Genomic DNA, 20,008 nt, shown 5'->3' with positions numbered 1-20,008 from the left:
GAGCACCCGCACGACGTAGCGGCCTCCGGCCCCCGCGAAGGGGGCCGGAGGCCGCTTCTCGTCGCCCTGGGGCTCAGTGGAAGAAGTGACGCGTGCCGGTGAAGTACATGGTCACGCCCGCCTTCTTGGCCGCCTCCACGACCTGCTCGTCACGGATCGAGCCGCCCGGCTGGACGATCGCCCGGACACCGGCGCCGATGAGGATCTCGGGGCCGTCGGGGAAGGGGAAGAAGGCGTCGGAGGCCGCGTAGGCGCCGCGGGCCCGCTCCTCACCGGCCCGCTCGACGGCCAGCTTGCAGGAGTCGACGCGGTTGACCTGGCCCATGCCGACGCCGACCGAGGCGCCGCCCTTGGCGAGCAGGATCGCGTTGGACTTCACCGCGCGGCAGGCCTTCCAGGCGAAGGCGAGCTCGGCCAGCTCGGCCTCGCTCAGGGCCTCGCCGCTGGCGAGCGTCCAGTTGGCCGGGTCGTCGCCCTCTGCCTGCAGCCGGTCGGTCACCTGCAGCAGCGCGCCGCCGTCGACCGCCTTGACCTCGACCGGGTCGGCCGGGCCGTTCGGGGCCTTCAGGACCCGGATGTTCTTCTTCTTGGCGAGGGCCTCCAGGGCCCCCTCCTCGTAGTCGGGCGCGACGATGACCTCGGTGAAGATCTCCGCGACCTGCTCGGCCATCTCCTTGCTGACCGGCCGGTTCACGGCGATGACCCCGCCGTACGCGGAGACCGGGTCGCAGGCGTGCGCCTTGCGGTGCGCCTCGGCGACGTCCGCGCCGACCGCGATGCCGCAGGGGTTGGCGTGCTTGATGATCGCGACGCAGGGCTCGTCGTGGTCGTACGCGGCACGGCGGGCGGCGTCCGTGTCCGTGTAGTTGTTGTACGACATCTCCTTGCCGTGCAGCTGCTCGGCCTGCGCCAGGCCGGCGCCGCCGGCCTCGACGTAGAGGGCGGCCGGCTGGTGCGGGTTCTCGCCGTAGCGCAGAGTGTGCGCGCGCTCCCAGGTGGCGCCGAGGAAGTCGGGGAACGACGACTCGTCGACGGGGGCGTAGGAGGAGGCGAACCAGGAGGCGACGGCCACGTCGTAGGCGGCCGTGTGCTGGAAGGCCTCGGCGGCGAGCCGCTTGCGGGTGGCGAGGTCGAAGCCGCCGGCCGCCGCGGCGGCGAGGACGTCGGCGTACCGCTCCGGGCTGGTCACCACGGCCACCGACGGGTGGTTCTTGGCGGCGGCGCGGACCATCGACGGGCCGCCGATGTCGATCTGCTCCACGCACTCGTCGTCCGAGGCGCCGGAGGCGACGGTCTCGCGGAACGGGTAGAGGTTGACGACGACCAGGTCGAACGGCTCCACGCCCAGCTCGGCGAGCTGCTCGCGGTGGCTGTCCAGCCGCAGGTCGGCGAGGATGCCCGCGTGCACCTTCGGGTGCAGCGTCTTGACCCGGCCGTCCAGGCACTCGGGGAAGCCGGTCAGCTCCTCGACCTTGGTGACGGGGACACCGGCGGCGGCGATTCGGCCGGCCGTGGAGCCGGTGGAGACCAGCTCGACACCGGCCTCGTGCAGGCCGCGCGCGAGGTCTTCCAGGCCGGTCTTGTCGTAGACGCTGACGAGCGCCCGGCGAATGGGCCGCTTGGTGCTCTCGGCGGTGGCGGTCACTGGATAACTACCTTTCGTCCCTCAATGCGATAGCCGTTGCGGGCGAGCCGCCCCACGACCTCGACGAGCAGTCTTCGCTCGACTTCCTTGATGCGCTCGTGCAGCGCGCTCTCGTCGTCCTCGTCCCGGACCTCGACCACGCCCTGAGCGATGATCGGCCCGGTGTCGACGCCGTCGTCGACGAAGTGGACGGTGCAGCCGGTGACCCTGGCGCCGTACGCGAGCGCGTCGCGCACGCCGTGGGCCCCCGGGAAACTGGGCAGCAGGGCCGGGTGGGTGTTGACGAACCGCCCGCCGAACCGCGCGAGGAACTCCTTGCCGACGATCTTCATGAAGCCGGCGGAGACCACGAGGTCGGGCCGGTGCGCGGCCACGGCCTCGGCGAGGGCCGTGTCCCACTCCTCCCTGGTCCCGTGGTCCTTCACCCGGCACACGAAGGTCGGCAGTCCGGCCCGCTCGGCGCGGGCGAGCCCCTCGACGTCGCCGCGGTCGGCCCCGACGGCGACGATCCGCGCGCCGTACTCCTCGGCTCCGGTGCGCTCGATCTCGTCCAGGAGCGCCTGGAGATTGGTGCCGGATCCGGAGACCAGCACGACGAGGCGCTTGACCGCTCGGCCAGCGGGGGTGGCGGCCACGGCGGGGCCCTTTCTCGGTGAGCGACATGTCCGGTCGGCGGTTTGTGCGTTCGCACCAATGCTTCGCGCCCCGGGATACGGGGAAGTCTACGAAGCGGCCGACCGCCAGCAACGATACCGGCACTCCGGAAGGCCCCCTCGGGACGGGGGCGTGGCCGGAAGGTAGCGTTCGGAGGGAATCACGAAGGAGCAGCCCCGGGAACGCGGTCGCCGTGCGGTGCGTTCACGGGGTGGAAGCTCAACGCGGACAGCCGCGCTCACCTAGGGGAAGACGCTCTTTTGATGCCCGATCGCAGCCTGCGACTCCTCACGTTCCCGCCGCTCCGGGCCCAGGGAGGCGAGCGTGCCGGCGTGCTGCTCCGGGAGCGGCCGGCCTCGCCGCCCGAGGCGCCGTCGGGCGGACGGGACGGGGACGGGCAGGGTGACGAGCGGCAGGACGACAACCCGTTCGCGCCACCGCCGGAGGGCACCCCGGACCGGCCGTGGCAGCCCCGCCGCCCCGAGGGGTCCTCGGGCCCGCAGGGCGAGTCCCCGCAGGGCGAGCCCCCGTGGGGCAGCCAGTGGAGCGACCGCCAGCCCGGCCGCTCCCCCGGCGGCTTCGGTGAGCGTCCCGGCAGCCGGCCCGAGGGCCCCGGCCAGGGCGGCCCGACCGGCCCCGGCATGCGCTGGGACCCGACGGACCCGGCCCAGCGCCGCGCGCGCTACGCCCTGCTGTCCGGCATGTGGGCCGTCTTCTTCGCCCTGTTCAGCTGGCCGTACGTGGCGCTGCTGCTGGGCGCGCTGGCCCTGTACTGGGGCATCAGCGCCCTGCGCGCCAAGCCCCGCGACCCCGGCCCGGACACCCCCGGCCCGGACACCCCCGCCCCGGCGCCGGGCGCCCGCCCGCAGACCACGGCGGCGATCAGCGGCCTGGTCACGGCCGGCCTGGCCCTGCTCCTGGTGGGCATGACCTTCACGGTCCAGCTCGTCTACAGCGACTACTACACCTGCGTCAGCGACGCCCTGACCCACCAGGCCAAACAGTCCTGCGACCAGCACCTGCCGAAGGAGCTGCGCGGGGTGCTGGGGGTCGGCGACGGCTGAGGCGTCCGTCCCGGACCCCGGGGCTCGACCGCGCGCCGGTGACGGCTCGGGTCCGGTGCCCCGGGCCCGCCGGGCGGGGCGGTACGCGGCCACGCGGCTACTCGTCGGCCGGCGGTTCGGGCGGGCCGGGGGTGTCCATCGGGGCCGCCGGGTGCGGCAGGGGTGGCCGGGCGGGCTGTGAGAGTTCTTCGGCGGCCGGTGCCGACGACGGGTCGGGCCCGTCGTCCTGACCGGGTGGGTCGCCGGGAGCCGGGCCGTCGCTGGGCCGAGGCGCATCCGTCGCCGGTGACGGGGGCGGCAGAGGTGGCCGTTCCGGGGCCTGCGGGGGCGTGGCGGCCGCACGCAGGGCTTCCCAGCGGGAGGCCCGGGAGAGGTCGTCGTGCTGCCGGCCCGGGAGGTACGGGTCGCCGGCGGGCAGGAAGTCGTACAGCTCGTCCTCTAGCAGTCCCCCACCCGGCGCCTTCGTCGTCCGCACGCCCTTCCCGGTCTTCCCCGCCTTCGGCGTCGCGTCCTTGGCCGGCTCCTCGGCGGCGGTCTTGAGCGCGGCCCGCGCGGGGGCCTGCCCGGCCCCCGTGTCCTTCGCCGTCCGCCCGGCCGGCTCCGCGTCCCGGGCCCGGCCTCTCCACACCCGCCAGGCCCGTGAGATCAGCGTGACCGGCAGACCGATCACGGTGATCCACAGCGCGGCCACCGGACCACCCTGCCACCACACCGGGCCGAAGTCCGCCAGCGCGGCCGCGCCCAGGCGGCCGCCGGACAGCGCGGCGAGGAGCGCCACGGCCGCCCCGCACAGCAACGCCGCCAGGACCAGCGCCCCGGCCGTCCGCACGGCGGACCAGGGCGCCGCCCGCTGCCCGGCCCCCGTCCGTCCCCGCCGGCCCGCGGCCGCCCGCGCCAGGAACCAGGCCACCGTCACCCCGGCCGCCACCGGCACCAGCCCCGCGGCCCAGTTCAGCCGGGTCCCGGGGCCCGCGTCCGGCACCGCCGCGAGCAGCGGGAACGGGGGCAGGAGCGGGGCGGGGTCAGAGGCGAAGGGGTGCACCAGGTGCCCGGTGCCGAGGACGAAGCCTGGGCCGAGGGCGTAGGACGCCGACCACACCGCCGCGTTCGGGATCAGCGCGATACCGAGCAGCAGCACGGCGAACCGGCCGGTCCAGCCCGCCGTCAGCTGGAGGAAGGATGCGCGCGCCACATCGCCGTGCAGCACCAGCGACGCCCCGAGCAGCAGTGCCCCGCCCCCGGCCAGCACCGCCGTCCCGGCCGCGGCGGCCCGTACCGCCGCGTCCAGCCGGGCCCACGCGTCCGCCCCGGTCAGCAGCCGTCGCACCGGCCCGGGCAGCAGAGGCAGCAGATCGCGCAGGGGCCCGCGCGGGCAGCCGTGCGCCGTCCACACCCCAACCGCCGCGGGCACCGCGGCGACCAGCGGCAGGCACACCGTCACCCAGCCCCACTGGGGACGCAGTTCGCCGCCGGAGCAGTACAGCGCGGCGGCGACGCCGACGCCGAGGTAGCCGAGGACCACACCCGTCCACGCCGTACGCGCCGGGACGGGGGGCGGGCCGTCGGGCTCGGGGGAGGCGTCCGTGGCGTCCCGCGCCGCCCGGTACACCAGCCACACCGGGAGGGCGAGGAGGAGCAGCGGGGTCACGCCCACCGGCTGGGGCGAGCCGGCCAGCGTGTCGGTGCGGACCAGCTCGACGCCGTGTCCCAGCAGCCACAGCGCGGCGGCGACGTGCAGCGCGCCGTCCGGTCCGCTGTCGGGGTACGGCGAGCTGATCCACAGCCCCAGCACGAGTACGGCGAGCGAGCCGAGCCCGAGCGCGGCGGCGACCGCGCCGCCCAGCAGACCGGCGCCCAGCCCGGGCGATCGGTCGCGCATTCCGTGCAGCAGGGGCGGCAACGACGGTCGGCGATCGGTCATCAGGGTCACGCCGCCATGCTCCCAACGACACGCGCTTTCCCGTCGTAACAGGAGAACTGCCGATGTGTCGCTCAATATATGTTTATGTACTTTTTCGGCCGAAGGAGTGTTCTGTGACGGAAAGCCCGGCCAGCCAGTTGCCACCACCGAAGGAACGCCGCCGCCTGCGGGAGGCCGGGTCGCTGACGCAGGCTCAAGTAGCCGCACGGATCGGCGTCGGCCGTGCCACGGTCCGCGCCTGGGAGCGTGGCCGCAGCACTCCGAGCGGCCAGGAGGGCGAGGCGTACGCCCGCCTGCTGACCGGCCTCGCCGAGCCCCCGGCCGGGCGGACGGACGCGAACGGCCCGGCGGGGTCACCGTCCGCGCTGACGCCCGCTCAGGCCTTCGACGCGCTGTACGCGTTCTGCGCTCCCGCCCTCGCCCGGCAGGCCTACCTGCTCACCGGTCGCCGCGAGCTGGCCCGGGAGGCCGTGGAGCACGCCTTCCAACTCGCCTGGCAGCGCTGGCCGGAAGTGGCCCGGGACCGGGACCCGGCGGGCTGGGTGCGGGCGGTGGCGTACGAGTGGGCCCTCTCCCCCTGGCACCGCTTCCGCCCCCGCCACCGCTCCCCCGAACCCCCACCGGCCGACCCCGCCGACCGCGTGCTGCTGAACACCCTGCTCGAGCTGCCCCCCTCCTACCGGCGCACCCTCGTGCTGTACGACGGCGTCGGCCTCGACCTGCCCGAGACGGCGGCGGAGACGGAGGCCAGTACGCCCGCCGCGGCCGGCCGGCTGACCCGCGCCCGGGAGGCCGTGGCCGCGCGGGTCCCGCACCTGGCCGACCCCGCCCAACTGCACCGGCGGCTGGTCGAGCTCGCCTCCACGGAGCGGCCGCGGCCGCCGAGACCGACGACGGTACGGACGAGCGGCGAACGCCGGAACGTGTTCTGGACGCGCGCGGCCATCGCCTTCACGGTCGCGATCATCGGCTCCACGGCACTGACCCTGCGCACCGCACCGACCCACTACGAGCCGCCCATCGCGCCGGCCCAGGCGGTGCAGGGGGTGCCACCACCTGCCGCCATGGGCCCCCTGTCCCGCGAGGAGCAGACACTGCGCGAGAAACTCCGCCGCTCGGAGACGAGCGGCCCGGAACGTCTGATGCCCGTTGCCGGGTGACACCGTCGCACCCACCGGCGTGGCGAGCGAGAAAGCCGGTAGGCCCGCCCCAACCTACGGGGACGGGCCTACCGGCACTCAGCTGTGACGCTCAGGCGCTCAGGATCTCCCGCGCCAGCTTCGCCGTCTCGGTCGGCGTCTTGCCGACCTTGACGCCGGCGGCCTCGAGGGCCTCCTTCTTCGCCTGGGCGGTGCCGGACGAACCGGAGACGATGGCGCCGGCGTGGCCCATGGTCTTGCCCTCGGGCGCGGTGAAGCCCGCGACGTAGCCGACGACCGGCTTGGTCACGTTCTCCTTGATGAACGCGGCCGCGCGCTCCTCGGCGTCGCCACCGATCTCACCGATCATCACGATCAGGTCGGTGTCGGGGTCGTCCTGGAACGCGGCCAGGGCGTCGATGTGGGTGGTGCCGATGATCGGGTCGCCACCGATGCCGACGGCCGTCGAGAAGCCGATGTCACGCAGCTCGTACATCATCTGGTACGTCAGCGTGCCGGACTTCGAGACCAGGCCGATGCGGCCCGGCTTGGTGATGTCGCCCGGGATGATGCCGACGTTCGACTGGCCCGGGGTGATGATGCCGGGGCAGTTCGGGCCGATGATGCGGGTCTTGTTGCCCTTCTTGCCGACGTACGCCCAGAAGGCGGCCGTGTCGTGCACGGCGATGCCCTCGGTGATCACGACGGCCAGCGGGATCTCGGCGTCGATGGCCTCGACGACCGCGTCCTTGGTGAACTTCTCCGGCACGAAGATGACGGAGACGTTGGCGCCGGTCTTCTCGATGGCCTCCTTGACGGTGCCGAAGACCGGTACCTCGGTGCCTTCGAAGTCCACGGACTGACCCGCCTTGCGCGGGTTCACGCCGCCCACGACGTTGGTGCCGTCACCGAGCATGAGCTTGGTGTGCTTCATGCCGGTGGAGCCGGTCATGCCCTGGACGATGACCTTGCTGTCCTTGTTGAGCCAGATAGCCATGGTGTGTTGTGTCCTCGTCCTGAGTGCTTACTTGGCGGCGTGGGCCAGCTCGGCGGCCTTGTCGGCCGCGCCGTCCATGGTGTCGACGCGCTGGACCAGCGGGTGGTTGGCGTCCGTGAGGATCTGCCGGCCCAGCTCGGCGTTGTTGCCGTCCAGACGGACGACGAGCGGCTTGCTGACGTTCTCGCCGCGGTCCTCGAGAAGCTTCAGGGCCTGCACGATGCCGTTGGCGACCTCGTCGCAGGCGGTGATGCCGCCGAAGACGTTGACGAAGACCGACTTGACGTCGGGGTCGCCGAGGATGATCTCCAGGCCGTTCGCCATCACCTGGGCGGAGGCGCCACCGCCGATGTCCAGGAAGTTGGCGGGCTTGACGTTGCCGTGCTTCTCACCGGCGTACGCGACGACGTCCAGGGTGCTCATGACGAGACCCGCGCCGTTGCCGATGATGCCGACCTCGCCCTCGAGCTTGACGTAGTTGAGGTTCTTCTCCTTGGCGGCGGCCTCGAGCGGGTTGGCCGCGGCCTTGTCGTGGAGCTCCTCGTACTCGGGGTGGCGGAACTCGGCGTTCTCGTCGAGCGACACCTTGCCGTCGAGGGCGATGACCTCGCCGGAGGCGACCTTCGCCAGCGGGTTGACCTCGACCAGGAGGGCATCCGACTTGATGAAGGTGTCCCACAGCCTGATCAGGACGTTGACGACCTTGTCCGCGACCTCGGCCGGGAACTTGGCGGCCTCGACGATCTCGCGGGCCTTGGTCTCGTCCACGCCGTCGATGGCGTCGATCGCGATCTTGGCGACGGCCTCCGGGCGGGTGGCCGCGACCTCCTCGATCTCCATGCCGCCCTCGACGGAGGCGATGGAGAGGAAGGTGCGGTTGGCACGGTCGAGGAGGAAGGAGACGTAGTACTCCTCGACGATCTCCGGAGCGGTCTCGGCGATCATGACCTTGTGGACCGTGTGGCCCTTGATGTCCATGCCGAGAATGTCCGTCGCCCGGGCGACGGCCTCGTCCGCGGAGGCGGCCAGCTTGACGCCACCGGCCTTACCGCGACCACCGACCTTCACCTGCGCCTTGACGACGGACTTGCCGCCCAGCCGCTCGGTGATCTCGCGCGCCGCCTCAGGCGTGTCGATGACTTCACCGGCCAGCACCGGTACATCGTGCTTGGCGAAGAGGTCCCTCGCCTGGTACTCGAACAGGTCCACGCGCTTCCGTCCCTATCAGTGATCTAGCGGTTCGTTGGATGCGTGGGCGTGCCGCGAAGGGCAACGTGACGTCCGCTGTGTCACAAGGGAAGCGCACACGGTGTCCGAGCGCGCGGCATGTCCGTCTCGCAGGTTATCGCCGCTGGCCGGGGGTCCCTAAATCGAGGGTCACACCTGAGCGGTGATACCTGTCACATGATGCCGGTTTTGCTGGCACGGCGTGCCGACGATGGGGGGATGTGCGCGGCCTCACCGGGCTGGGGTGAGCCCGGTGAGGCCCCCGAACGGGCCTCTGGGGCCCTGGACGGGTGGTCCCCACCCCAATGGGAACCACCCGCCCCGTGCCGCGGAGGGCCGGGCGGACGGGCCGACGGGATTCGGCCGTTCGGGTCCGGTCCCCTCCACGGAGTCGGTCGCGGCCTGTCAGGCCTGCGCGCCGTAATGGTCCGTCAGGTCGTGCGCATACCCCGGAGTGGCGGTCTCAGCGACCCGCGCGGCACCGTCCACGGCATGGGCGGCCAGCGGCCCCGCGGTGACCCGCGCGGTCCAGCCGAGGTCCTGGGCGAAGGGGCCCACCTGCCGCGTGACGGGCCCGGTCGCGCCGACGACGCCGCCCGCGAACGGCACCGCCTCGCCGGCCACTCCGTACGCCAGCCCGCTCGCGCTGACGCCGGCACCGTCCACGACCGGCAGTACCGTCCCGGTGACCTGGTCCACGACCGGCCGCACCGCGCCGGTGACTCCGGCCGCGAACGGCGGCACCTGCCCGGTCACGCCCTGCGCGAAGGCACCGGCCTGCCCGGTCACCTCCTGGGCGGCCGGCGGCACGGCGCCCACGACACCGGTCGCGAAGGGCGCCACGGCACCGGTCGCTCCGTACGCGAGCGCCCCCGCGTCCGTGACGGCCCGCCCGGCGACCGGCACGACCCCGTGCACGGCGGCCCCGGCGACCGGCGGCAGCACGGCGTCCTCGGTGTCGTGGACGACCTGGCCGACCAGGCCGGTGGCGTACGGCGGCACACCCTCGACGGCACCGCCGGCGACGGGGAGCACGCCGGCCAGGGCGCCGGTGGCGGTGCCGTCGACCCCGGCCACGGCGGACCCGGCGGCACCGTGCACGCCGCCCACCGCGCCCGTGGCGGTGCCGTCGACGCCGGTCACGGCACCGCCGGTGACGCCGTGCACGTCGGCCGTGGCGTCGGTGGCGAGCCCACGCACGTGCGTCACGGCGTCCGCGGCGGTGCCCTCGACGCCCGCGACCGCGTACCCGGCGGTGGGCTGTACGCCCGCCGCAGCGCCCGTGGCGGTGCCCTGGACGCCCGTCACCGCGCCCCTGACGGTGCCGTGCACGCCCTCGACCGCGCGGCCGACGGCCGGTACGACTCCCGCCACGGCCTGCCCGGCGACCGGCAGCACACCGTCCACGGCGGCGGAGGCCACCGGCGGGACCGCGGCGGCGGTCGTCTCGTCCACGGCCGGCGCGGCCGTGCCCGGCACCGCCCGCACAGTGCCCACGACGCGCCGCTGGGCACCGTCGACCGTGCCGGCGGCGTGCGCGGGCACGCCGGCGACGACTGCCTCGGCCCTCAGGCGGGCGTCCGACGTGGTGGTCCGGAGCCCGGTCTGTGCGGCGGCCAGCGCCTCCTCCACCTCGGGGGCGAAGGAGGAGAGCGGGCCGAAGAGGTAGTCGATCCCGCCCTGGGGGGTGGGGGCCGAGAGGGGGGTGGCCACCTCGGCCACCTCGGTCAGCCTGGCGGCCCTGGCGGTGGTCCCGCCGAGGAGCCCGTCGCCCGCCTCCCGCAGGTGCTGCGCGGCCTGCGCGGGCGCCTCGGCCCGGTACCGGCCGGCACGGGCGGCCTGCGCGCCCTTGATGGCCTGGTCGCCCCTGATCCTCTTGGCGGCCGGGGTGCTGGTGTCGGCGTGGCGACGGGCCCGGTCGGCCGTGCCGGTGACGGTCCCGGCCGGCTTGCGCGCCTCGGCCGCCGTGCCCGAGACGGTGTCGGTGGCCGTGTCGGTCAGCCGGGAGACGGTGCCGGTGACACCGGTGGTGCCGACGACATCGGTGACGTCGGTCAGGACACCGTCGACGGTGTCGGTGAGCGTGCCGGTCAGGGTGCCGGTGCTGCTGTCGGTGTCCGGTACGGAGACCGAGGGGGAGGACAGCTCGTCGGCGCTGGCGGCGGCCGAGCCCAGCGCCCAGGCGCCGGTGACACCGGCGGCGATCACGACGGAGCGGCGGATGTTCTTGTTCATTGCGTGCGTCAGTCCTTCGGAAACGGCTAGGGGTTCCGTCCGGGGATCGCCGAGGGGATCGGAAAAGGGGGTCCCGGACGGGCGGGCAGACCTGTTGCGCCCCGCGCGACAGGTCGGTGGCGGGGAGGTCGGCCCTGGGGCCTAGCCGGGGAAGAGAGGGATGTCCCGGTGCCGTTCCCGGGTCCCTTGTGCGTCGACGCGCGCGGTGGAGCCGGGCAGCAGCCGCAGGGGCGCCCGGCCGTCGAGGGCGATGGCGTGCGCGTCGCCGTGCCGGGACGCGGCGCCGTCGGCCGCCTGCTTGCCGAGGGCGCCGTCCGGGTCTCCGGACGGCGCGGGCCGCTGGGCCGGGGCGCCCGCATGGGCGGTGCCATGGCCGGCCGGAGTGTGCGCCGGTGCCTGCGCGGTGACGGGCACGGCGTCCGGTCCGTACGTGACGGCCGACGGGCGCGCGGGGGCCGTGGTGCGGTGGCCGGTGCCCTCGGCGCTCTCGGCGCCGGGCCGGTCGGCCTGTCCGGCGGCCGGTGCCGCGTCGCCGTGCCGGTCCGGCCGGGGTTCGGGGGTGACCGGCGTGGGCGACTGGGGCACGGGCAGCCGCTCGGAGACTCCGGGGAGTTCCGGCACGGGCAGGGAGGACGTTCCGGGCAGCGCCGTGGCCCGTGCCTCGTCGAGGGTGTCGGCCGTCTCACGCACGACGGTGCGCACGGGGGTGACGACCCGTTCGGTGACCGCCTCCACCGAGGTGACGGCCTGTTCGACGACGGTGCCGTCGGTGATCCCATGCGCGGAGGTGACGGCCCGTTCGGTGACGGTTGCCACCGTGACGTTCGGTGCCGTGACGGACCTTGCCGTGGCGGTCGGTGCCGTGACGGTCTCCGCCTCGGCGGTCGGCGCGTCCTCGTGCCCGGTCCGCGGCAGTACCGAACTCACCGGGGTCGTGGGCGTGCCTTCGGCCGCGTGGGCCTGCTCCCCGCAGAGGAAGCCGAGTGCGAGCAATCCGCCGAGCAGCAGCACCAGTTGGAGCGCACGCCGCCCGGCCGCGGTACGCAGCGCGCGCACAGCGGTCCCGAACGGAGCTGCTGTCAGGGTCAAGAGGCGAGAGCTCCCTCAGGTCGGCAGGGTGAAGGCGGCGTAGATACTCGCACGCACGGCCCGTGGTCGCGCAAGCCCCCTGTTACCAATGAGTAGCCATGTCCCTTTTTTCGGGCCGCGTCAGGCGGTGTCCGGTATCGGCAGCGGCCGCTTCTCGATCGCCGCCGCCATCACCTCCGGGAAGAGGTCGGGCGTGCAGGCGAACGCCGGTGCTCCGAGCGCCGCGAGCGCCGCCGCGTGGTCCCGGTCGTACGCCGGCGCTCCTTCGTCCGACAGCGCGAGCAGGGTGACGAACCGCACCCCGGACGCCTGCATCGCCGCGACCCGCTTGAGCATCTCGTCGCGTATGCCGCCCTCGTACAGGTCACTGATCAGCACGACCACCGTCTCGGCGGGCCGGGTGATCCGCTCCTGGCAGTAGGCGAGCGCCCGGTTGATGTCCGTGCCGCCGCCGAGCTGGGTACCGAAGAGCACGTCGACCGGGTCGTCCAGCTGGTCGGTGAGGTCCACGACCGCCGTGTCGAAGACGACGAGCCGGGTGTCGATCGACCGCATCGAGGCCAGCACCGCCCCGAAGACGGACGCGTAGACCACGGACGCCGCCATCGAGCCCGACTGGTCGATGCAGAGGACGACCTCCTTCTTCACGGACTGCGCGGCCCGCCCGTATCCGATGAGCCGTTCCGGCACGATCGTGCGGTACTCGGGCAGGTAGTGCTTGAGGTTGGCCGCGATGGTGCGGTTCCAGTCGATGTCGTGGTGGCGCGGCCGGCTGACGCGCGCGCTGCGGTCGAGGGCGCCGGTGAGGGTGGCCCGGGTCCGGGCGGCGAGTCGCTTCTCCAGGTCCTCGACCACCTTGCGCACCACCGCCCGCGCCGTCTCCTTCGTCGTCTCCGGCATGGCCTTGTTGAGCGAGAGCAGCGTGCCGACCAGATGCACGTCGGCCTCGACCGCCTCCAGCATCTCCGGCTCCAGCAGCAGGGACGCTAGCCCGAGCCGGTCGATGGCGTCGCGCTGCATGACCTGGACGACGGAGGACGGGAAGTAGGTGCGGATGTCGCCCAGCCAGCGGGCCACGGACGGCGCCGAGGCGCCCAGGCCCGCCGAACGGTCCCGCCCTCCCTGCGGTTTGTCGCCCTTGCCGTACAGAGCGGCGAGCGTCCCGTCCATCGCCGCGTCCCGGCCGGACAGCGCGTATCCGGTGCCGTCGGCCTGGTCGCCGCCGAGCACCAGCCGCCAGCGCCGCAGCCGCTCCGGGGCAGGGTCGGCGGATTCCGTCAGCAGGGGTTCGCCGGTCATGCGCCCACTCCCGTCAGGCAGTCGTCGTCGGTCGTCGTGGTGCCGCCGTCCGGGTCCTGGCCGAGCAGCAGCCGCAGCACCGGCAGCACGGCGTCGGCACGCGCGGTGTCCGGCTCGGTGGCGAAGCCGGGTACGGCCGCCGCCCGGGCCGTGCGGGCGGTGTCCGCTCCGGGGCCGCGGCGCACCAGTTCCCCGAGGGTTCTGCGCACGCCGGGCGCGTACGCCGAGAACGTGCGCCGCAGCAGCGGGAGTACGTCGGTGAAGGCGTCCGCGGGGACCCCGGTCAGCCAGGTGTCGACCAGGCCGAGCAGCCGTTCGTCGTGGACCAGCAGCATGCCGCCCCCGCCCCCGGCGAAACCCTCGATCCAGGCCGCCGCGTCGGCGGGCGGGGTGCCCGGGGACAGCACCAGACCCATCAGCCGGGCCGCGTCGCCGGGCTCCAGCTCGCCGTCGTCCAGCAACAGCCGCACGGCCCGGCCGCGGACGACGCCGGGCACGGTGTCCCGCGTGGCCAGGGTCCGCAGCACGGCGCGCCACCGGCCGCGCAGGTCCCCGTGACCGGCGGCAGGGGTGCCGGCCAGGGTCTCCGCGAGGAGGCCCACGGCCGTGTGCACGGCGTCCACATGGCCGCGCATCTCCTGTGCCGCGTCCGCGTCCAGGGCGGCGCAGGCCGGCGGCAGGCCGACGAAGACCCGCTCGGCGAGGCCCGCGGCGACGCCGGTCAGGGCTCCGGTGTCGGTGCCGCGCACGTCGCCGTAGCGCAGGGAGCGGACCAGGGCCGGCAGGGCCTGGGCGAGATGACCGACGTCCGTGTCGAGGGCCGCCCGGTCGGCGAGCACCCGCATCACCACGGGCAGCGCGTCCGGCAGCCCGGCGAGCAGGCAGTGCTCGGCGAGGGCGGTGACGTCGGCGAGGGTCCGCGCGGCGAGCGCGTCGGCCTCGGCCTTCGCCGTGGCCGCGGCGAGCACGGTCGTCCCCCACACCCCCGCCTCGGCGACCCGGACCGACAGCTCCGGCTCCCAGCGCAGCCGCCAGGTCTCCCGGAAGGTGCCGGTGCTCCCCCGGGACTCGGCCGGCTCGCCCCAGCCGACGCCGAGCAGCCGCAGCCGGTGCAGCAGCCTGCCGCGGCCGGCGTCGGTGTCCTTGCGCAGGTCGAGCTCCAGCTCCCGCTCCAGTGCCTCCGGCTTCAGCCGCAGCCCGCGCTGCTCCCGGGCGAGGTCGCGCTGCAGGGGCACCGCGGGCGCCGCCTCCGGCACCTCGCCCAGCAGGTCGCCGACCACCAGCCGGTCGTGCACCAGTGCCAGCGGTACGTCGGACCCGTCGCACATCACCGCGCGCACGGCGTCGCTGGTCTCGCTCAGGCCCGGCAGCGGGCGGCCGCGCATCGCCGCGAGGGTGCCGGCGAGCCGTACGGCCTCGATGACATGCGCGGAGGACACCATCCGGTCCTCCTCGCGCAGCAGCCCCGCCACCTTGGTCAGCCAGCGCTCGACCGGCCGGTCCGGCGCCCGGAACAGATGGCCGTACCAGCCCGGCGAGTCGATCCCGGCGCCGTAGCCGCTCGACCGGGCCAGCCGGCGGTGCGTCCACGGCACCCAGGTCAGATCGGTCCTGATCCTGGGCAGCCCCTTCAGCAGTGCCCGGTCGGCGGTAACGGTGGTCCTCTCCCGCAGCGCGGGCACGTGCCACGCGCCGCACACGACGGCCACCGCCGGGCCGAACTCCTTGCGCGCGGCCCGCACCTGGAGCCGCATATGGGCCTCCCGCACCAGGTCACGCGGTCTGCCGCCGACGCCGTACCGCTCCCGCAGCGCGGCCATGGCCTCCTCCAGCGCGGCGAACGGGGCGAAGGGGTCCCGGGGCCCGGCGCCCCGGTGCTCGACGACGTCCTCCCACCAGCGCTCGGGATCGTCGTGACCGGCGGTCCCGGCGAGTACCGCGAGCGGGTCGACGCGCAGGTCGTGCTCCGGGCCCTCCCCGACCCCGGCGCCGGACGGGGTCTCCGCCTCGGTGTCCCAGGCCAGCGTGTGCGTGGCCGGCAGGTCGATGAAGCGGACCGGGACGTCGTGCTCGAGGGCCCAGCGGATCGCCACCCACTCGGGGCTGAACTCGGCCATCGGCCAGAATGCCGAGCGGCCGGGCTCGTCCACGGCGTGGGCGAGGAGGGCGACCGGGGGCCGCATGTCCGGGTCGGCGGCCAGCGGGATCAGCGGGTCGGCCTCGGGCGGCCCCTCGACGAGTACCGCGCCGGGCCGGGCGGCGTCCAGGGCGGCCCGCACCGCGCGCGCCGAGCCGGGCCCGTGGTGCCGTACGCCCAGCAGCAGCGGCCCGGAGCCGTACGCACCGTCCCGGGCCGAGGTGTCGCTCACGCGCTCACCTCCCGGCAGGCCCGGTAGAAGTCCTTCCAGCCGTCGCGCTCGCGCACGACCGTCTCCAGGTACTCCTGCCAGATCACCCGGTCGGCCGCCGGGTCGCGGACGACGGCGCCGAGGATGCCGGCGGCGACATCGCCCGCGCGCAGCACGCCGTCACCGAAGTGGGCCGCCAGAGCGAGGCCGTTGGTCACGACGGAGATCGCCTCGGCCGTGGACAGCGTGCCGCTCGGTGACTTCAGCTTCGTGCGGCCGTCGGCGGTCAGGCCGTCGCGCAGCTCACGGAAGACGGTCACCACCCGGCGGATCTCGTCGATGCCGTCGGGCGCGGCGGGCAGGTCGAGGGAGCGGCCGATCTGCTCCACACGCCGGGTGACGATGTCGACCTCGGCGTCGGCGCTCTCCGGCAGCGGCAGCACCACGGTGTTGAAGCGGCGGCGCAGGGCGCTGGAGAGGTCGTTGACGCCGCGGTCGCGGTCGTTGGCGGTGGCGATGAGGTTGAAGCCGCGGACCGCCTGCACCTCCTGGCCCAGCTCCGGGATCGGCAGCGTCTTCTCGGACAGGATCGTGATCAGGGTGTCCTGGACGTCGGCCGGGATGCGGGTCAGCTCCTCCACCCGGGCCGTCATGCCCTCGGCCATGGCCCGCATGACGGGGCTGGGCACGAGGGCGTCCCGGCTGGGGCCGTGGGCGAGGAGTCGCGCGTAGTTCCAGCCGTAGCGGATCGCCTCCTCCGGCGTGCCCGCCGTGCCCTGCACCAGCAGGGTCGAGTCGCCGCTCACGGCCGCGGCCAGATGCTCCGACACCCAGGTCTTGGCCGTGCCGGGTACGCCGAGCAGGAGCAGGGCGCGGTCGGTGGCGAGGGTGGTGACGGCGACCTCGACGATGCGGCGCGGGCCCACGTACTTCGGCGTGATCACGGTGCCGTCCGGCAGGGTGCCGCCGAGCAGGTAGGTCGCCACCGCCCACGGCGACAGTTTCCAGCGGGCCGGGCGCGGGCGGTCGTCCTGGGCGGCGAGCGCGGCGAGTTCGGCGGCGAAGGCGTGCTCGGCGTGCGGTCGCAACGCCTGCGCGTCCTGGTCTCCGCTCGCGTCGACGGACATCGGTTCCACGGACACAGACATGGCTGAGGCCCCCTCCAGCTCGGCCGGTTCGGATCTGGCATCCACCGTGCACCACACCACTGACAATCGCTCTGACCTGCATGAACGTGCTCGCGGGGTCGATTGTCAGTGGTGGGACCTACCGTCGTTTCCATGACTGAGCAGGGGGTGCGCTGGACCGCGGACCAGGTGCTGGCTCTGGCGCCTGACGCCGCGTCACGCAAGGCGGGAAGCAGACTGGGCACGGCCGGGCCGTGGTCCGGTGCGGGCAGCGGAGAGGGGACGGTGTGGGGGCTGTGCAAGGGCAGCGGCAGCAGGCCGTACCAGACGGTGGTGGACCTCGCGGACGTCACCGGTCCCGGATACAAGTGCAGTTGCCCGAGTCGTAAGTTCCCGTGCAAGCACGCCCTCGGCCTGCTCCTGCTCTGGGCGGAGGGGGACGGCTCGGTGCCGGTGGCGGCCGAGCCGCCGGACTGGGCCGGGCAGTGGCTCTCGGGCCGGCGCGAGCGCGCGGAGAACAAGCGTGCCGGGGACGACGGCGGTGCCGCGTCCGGGTCCGGGGCCGCCGATCCCGATGCGGCGCGGCGGCGGGCGGAGCGCCGCGCCGAGCGGGTCGCGGCGGGCGCGACGGAGCTGGAGCAGCGCCTGGCGGACCTGCTGCGCGGCGGTCTGGCCGCGGCCGAGCAGACGGGGTACGGCCAGTGGGACGAGACGGCGGCCCGCATGGTCGACGCACAGGCGCCAGGACTCGCCGCGCGAGTACGGGAGTTGGGGGCCATACCGGCCTCCGGTCCGGGCTGGCCGGCGCGGCTGCTGGAGGAGAGTGCCCTGCTGCATCTCCTCGACCAGGGCTGGCTGCGCCGCGACCGGCTGCCGGACGCCCTCGCGGCCACGGTCCGCTCCCGGCTCGGCCTGCCCGCCGCACCGGACGGCCCGCCGCAGCGCGACCGCTGGCTGGTCCTCGCCCAGTACGACACGTCCGACGCGAAACTGACGACGCGCCGGATATGGCTGCACGGCGCCGGTTCGGGCCTGACCCGGCTGCTCCTCTCCTACGGCGCGGCCGGCCGGGCACCGGAGCTGTCGCTGCCGGTCGGTCTCGCGCTGGACGCGGACCTGTCCGTGTTCCCCGGCGCCGGTCAGGTGCGGGCGGCTCTGGGCGAGCAGTACGCCCCGCCCGCGCCCGCCGCGCCGCGCCCACCCGGTGGGACCACCGCCGAGGCCGCGGCGCGCTACGGCGAGGCCCTGCGTGAGGACCCCTGGCTGGACTCGGTCCCGGTCACGCTGGACCGGGTCGTGCCCGCCCAGGACACGGGTGCGGGCGACGCCTGGCAACTGGCCGACGCGGAGGGGGACTCGGCGCTGCCGCTCACCGAGGCGTTCCGTTCCCGCCCGGGCCTGTGGCGCCTGGTCGCCCTGTCCGGCGGCGCCCCCGTGCGGGTCTTCGGCGAGTGCGGCCACCGCGGCTTCACCCCGCTGACGGCGTGGCCCGAGGGCCCGGGAGACCCGGTGACGCTGTGCTGACCGGACCCGACCGCCGGCGGAGGAACGGGGCGGCGCCCTCGACGATGGAAGGGAAACGGGACGTCATGAACGGAACGCCGGCCACGCGGAACGGCGCGGCCCCCTGGGAGGAGCTGGTCACCGCCGCACTGCTCGGCACCGACCGGCGCCCTCCGGCAGCCGCCGCCGGGCGGGAGGCCCCCCTGGCGCTGCTGGACGCCGCTGCCGTGGCGACCGTACGGCGGCGGGCGGGCCTGCGGCCCGGGCGGGCCGCGCGGCGGCCGGAGCCAGCCCCCGAGGACCCGCGTCCGGCGCTGCCCGCGGCCGCGGCCCGCAGGCTCGCCGCGCTGCTGGCCGACCGCTCCGGCGGCGTGGGCGGCGGGCGGCGGGGCAGCTCGCCGGACCTCATGGAACTGCTCCCGCAGTGGCTGGCGGCGGCGGGCGCCCACGGCTACGCGGCCCCCGCCCAGACGCTGCCCGCGCTGCTGGACGCCGCCCGGGGCCGTACCGACCTGCGGCCTGCGGCGCTGGCGTTCGCCGGACCGCGGGCGCTGTGGCTGGCCCGGCTCAACCCCGACTGGCGGTTCGCCCTGCGCGCGGCGCCGGGAGGTGGCGCGGCGCTGCCCGACGCCGGGGACGGTGAGGCGGTGCGACGGCTGTGGCAGGAGGGGCTGTTCGCCGAGCGGGTCGCGCTGCTGGGCGCGCTGCGGGCCGGTACGCCCGCCGTCGCACGGGAACTGCTGGAGGGGACCTGGTCGACGGAGCGGGCGGAGGACCGTCTGATGTTCCTCGACTCGCTGCGCGCGGGCCTGTCGGCCGAGGACGAGCCGTTCCTCGAGCAGGCGTTGGGCGACCGCAGCCGCAACGTCCGGGCGACGGCGGCGGAACTGCTGTCGTCGCTGCCCGGTTCGGCACTCGCCGGGCGTATGGCGGGGCGGGCCGCGGCATGTGTGGCCGTGGACCGCACGGCGGCTTCGCCCACGCTCGTCGTGGAGGCGCCGCACGAGTGCGACCCGGGCATGGAACGGGACGGTGTGGCGGCCAAGCCTCCCACCGGTAGAGGGGAACGGTCGTGGTGGCTGGCCCAGTTGGTGGAGGCGACCCCGCTGGGGACCTGGCCGGGGCGGCTCGGCGGGCGCACCCCGGAGCAGATCGTGGCGCTGCCGGTGGCCGACGGCTGGCAGGGCGAGCTGCACGCCGCCTGGTGCCGGGCGGCGGTGCGGCAGCGGGACGCCGAGTGGTCGAGGGTGCTGCTCGGCTCGCCGTCGGCGCCCGAGGCCGGCGGGCCCGGGGCGGTGTCCCTGGCGGAGCGGGCGAAGCTGCTGGCCGCGCTCGACGCCGGTGAACGGGCCGAGTGGGTGGCGGGATTCATCGCGACGCACGGCCTGTCGGAGGCGTTCCAACTGCTCGGGGTGTGCGCGGTCCCCTGGGCCGCCCCGCTCGGCCGGGCCGTGGTGGACGCCCTCGACATCGCACGGGACGCGGGCAGTTACCCCTGGAGCTTCAGCGGGGTGATGGGACTGGCCGAGCGGTGCCTGGATCCGGCGGAGGCCACCCGTCTCGACGGCCTGCTGGCGATACCCGATGAGCGGGAGGACGCCTCACCGGGCGCCGGAGGGTACTGGGCGGAGGCGTTCCAGCGGCTCGTCACCACCCTGCGGCTGCGGGCGGCGATGGCCGGGGAACTGGCACCGGACGGAACCCCCGGCCCGTCCGGGACCTGAGGCAAGGAGCCGTTCATGTGCGAAAGGCTCCAGGGG

At 74.9% G+C, this 20,008-nt stretch carries 14 protein-coding genes; 4 read left to right on the top strand and 10 right to left on the bottom strand.

Annotated features, from left to right (window positions below; genetic code table 11):
• Positions 1-73: 73 nt before the first annotated feature.
• On the bottom strand, positions 74-1,645 hold the full coding sequence (purH, locus tag ACFVVO_RS01735; protein WP_390050974.1) for a bifunctional phosphoribosylaminoimidazolecarboxamide formyltransferase/IMP cyclohydrolase: 1,572 nt from the start codon (positions 1,643-1,645) through the stop codon (positions 74-76).
• Positions 1,642-2,280 carry a phosphoribosylglycinamide formyltransferase gene (gene purN / locus ACFVVO_RS01730; RefSeq protein WP_390050973.1) on the bottom strand — a complete coding sequence of 213 codons (639 nt, stop codon included), beginning with the start codon at positions 2,278-2,280 and terminating at the stop codon, positions 1,642-1,644. The genes purH and purN overlap by 4 nt, the downstream gene beginning before the upstream one ends.
• A 282-nt stretch (positions 2,281-2,562) precedes the next feature.
• Between purN and ACFVVO_RS01725 the strand changes: the two genes are divergently transcribed.
• Complete coding sequence (locus tag ACFVVO_RS01725; protein ID WP_390050972.1) at positions 2,563-3,363, top strand: hypothetical protein; 801 nt, start codon at positions 2,563-2,565, stop codon at positions 3,361-3,363.
• Positions 3,364-3,460: 97 nt separating this feature from the next.
• Here ACFVVO_RS01725 and ACFVVO_RS01720 read toward each other — a convergent pair whose 3' ends face one another.
• Positions 3,461-5,284 carry a DUF6350 family protein gene (locus tag ACFVVO_RS01720; protein WP_390050971.1) on the bottom strand — a complete coding sequence of 608 codons (1,824 nt, stop codon included), beginning with the start codon at positions 5,282-5,284 and terminating at the stop codon, positions 3,461-3,463.
• A 113-nt stretch (positions 5,285-5,397) separates the two neighbouring features.
• Here ACFVVO_RS01720 and ACFVVO_RS01715 point away from each other — a divergent pair, with 113 nt between their 5' ends.
• On the top strand, positions 5,398-6,444 hold the full coding sequence (locus ACFVVO_RS01715; protein ID WP_390050970.1) for a helix-turn-helix domain-containing protein: 1,047 nt from the start codon (positions 5,398-5,400) through the stop codon (positions 6,442-6,444).
• A gap of 91 nt (positions 6,445-6,535) precedes the next feature.
• On the opposite strand, the gene sucD is transcribed toward ACFVVO_RS01715, so the two are convergent.
• The 7 genes from sucD to ACFVVO_RS01680 form a co-directional block, all read right to left on the bottom strand.
• Positions 6,536-7,420, bottom strand: coding sequence for a succinate--CoA ligase subunit alpha (gene sucD, locus ACFVVO_RS01710; protein ID WP_390050969.1), 885 nt, complete (start codon positions 7,418-7,420; stop codon positions 6,536-6,538).
• A gap of 27 nt (positions 7,421-7,447) precedes the next feature.
• Positions 7,448-8,629, bottom strand: a complete 1,182-nt coding sequence (gene sucC, locus ACFVVO_RS01705; protein ID WP_390050968.1) for an ADP-forming succinate--CoA ligase subunit beta — start codon at positions 8,627-8,629, stop codon at positions 7,448-7,450.
• A gap of 423 nt (positions 8,630-9,052) precedes the next feature.
• Positions 9,053-10,882, bottom strand: coding sequence for a hypothetical protein (locus ACFVVO_RS01700; protein ID WP_390050967.1), 1,830 nt, complete (start codon positions 10,880-10,882; stop codon positions 9,053-9,055).
• 141 nt (positions 10,883-11,023) lie between these two features.
• On the bottom strand, positions 11,024-11,971 hold the full coding sequence (locus ACFVVO_RS01695; protein WP_390050966.1) for a hypothetical protein: 948 nt from the start codon (positions 11,969-11,971) through the stop codon (positions 11,024-11,026).
• Between the two features lie 120 nt (positions 11,972-12,091).
• The gene (locus ACFVVO_RS01690; RefSeq protein ID WP_390050965.1) at positions 12,092-13,270 is read right to left on the bottom strand and encodes a VWA domain-containing protein; all 1,179 of its coding nucleotides are present in this window, start codon (positions 13,268-13,270) and stop codon (positions 12,092-12,094) included.
• Positions 13,267-15,639, bottom strand: coding sequence for a DUF5682 family protein (locus tag ACFVVO_RS01685; RefSeq protein WP_390050964.1), 2,373 nt, complete (start codon positions 15,637-15,639; stop codon positions 13,267-13,269). Before ACFVVO_RS01685 ends, ACFVVO_RS01690 begins: the two co-directional genes overlap by 4 nt.
• Positions 15,636-16,766, bottom strand: coding sequence for an AAA family ATPase (locus tag ACFVVO_RS01680; RefSeq protein ID WP_390050963.1), 1,131 nt, complete (start codon positions 16,764-16,766; stop codon positions 15,636-15,638). The genes ACFVVO_RS01685 and ACFVVO_RS01680 overlap by 4 nt, the downstream gene beginning before the upstream one ends.
• A 132-nt stretch (positions 16,767-16,898) precedes the next feature.
• On the opposite strand from ACFVVO_RS01680, the gene ACFVVO_RS01675 reads away from it, so the two are divergent.
• Positions 16,899-18,269, top strand: a complete 1,371-nt coding sequence (locus ACFVVO_RS01675; RefSeq protein ID WP_390050962.1) for an SWIM zinc finger family protein — start codon at positions 16,899-16,901, stop codon at positions 18,267-18,269.
• 65 nt (positions 18,270-18,334) lie between these two features.
• Entirely contained in the window at positions 18,335-19,972 is a 1,638-nt protein-coding gene (locus ACFVVO_RS01670; RefSeq protein ID WP_390050961.1) for a DUF5691 domain-containing protein, read from the top strand.
• Positions 19,973-20,008 lie beyond the last annotated feature (36 nt).

Origin of the sequence: Streptomyces sp. NPDC058145 (assembly GCF_042884245.1) — a bacterium.
In the GTDB taxonomy this organism is placed as follows: domain Bacteria; phylum Actinomycetota; class Actinomycetes; order Streptomycetales; family Streptomycetaceae; genus Streptomyces.
Note: the sequence above shows the minus strand (reverse complement) of the source record. Positions and strands in the feature narration are given on the sequence as shown.

Coding starts and splice junctions, on each gene's coding strand:
- ACFVVO_RS01725 (WP_390050972.1), top strand. CDS start 2,563: ATGCCCGATCGCAGCCTGCGACTCCTCACGTTCCCGCCGCTCCGGGCC.
- ACFVVO_RS01720 (WP_390050971.1), bottom strand. CDS start 5,284: ATGACCGATCGCCGACCGTCGTTGCCGCCCCTGCTGCACGGAATGCGC.
- sucD (WP_390050969.1), bottom strand. CDS start 7,420: ATGGCTATCTGGCTCAACAAGGACAGCAAGGTCATCGTCCAGGGCATG.
- ACFVVO_RS01700 (WP_390050967.1), bottom strand. CDS start 10,882: ATGAACAAGAACATCCGCCGCTCCGTCGTGATCGCCGCCGGTGTCACC.
- ACFVVO_RS01690 (WP_390050965.1), bottom strand. CDS start 13,270: ATGACCGGCGAACCCCTGCTGACGGAATCCGCCGACCCTGCCCCGGAG.
- ACFVVO_RS01680 (WP_390050963.1), bottom strand. CDS start 16,766: ATGTCTGTGTCCGTGGAACCGATGTCCGTCGACGCGAGCGGAGACCAG.
- ACFVVO_RS01675 (WP_390050962.1), top strand. CDS start 16,899: ATGACTGAGCAGGGGGTGCGCTGGACCGCGGACCAGGTGCTGGCTCTG.
- ACFVVO_RS01670 (WP_390050961.1), top strand. CDS start 18,335: ATGAACGGAACGCCGGCCACGCGGAACGGCGCGGCCCCCTGGGAGGAG.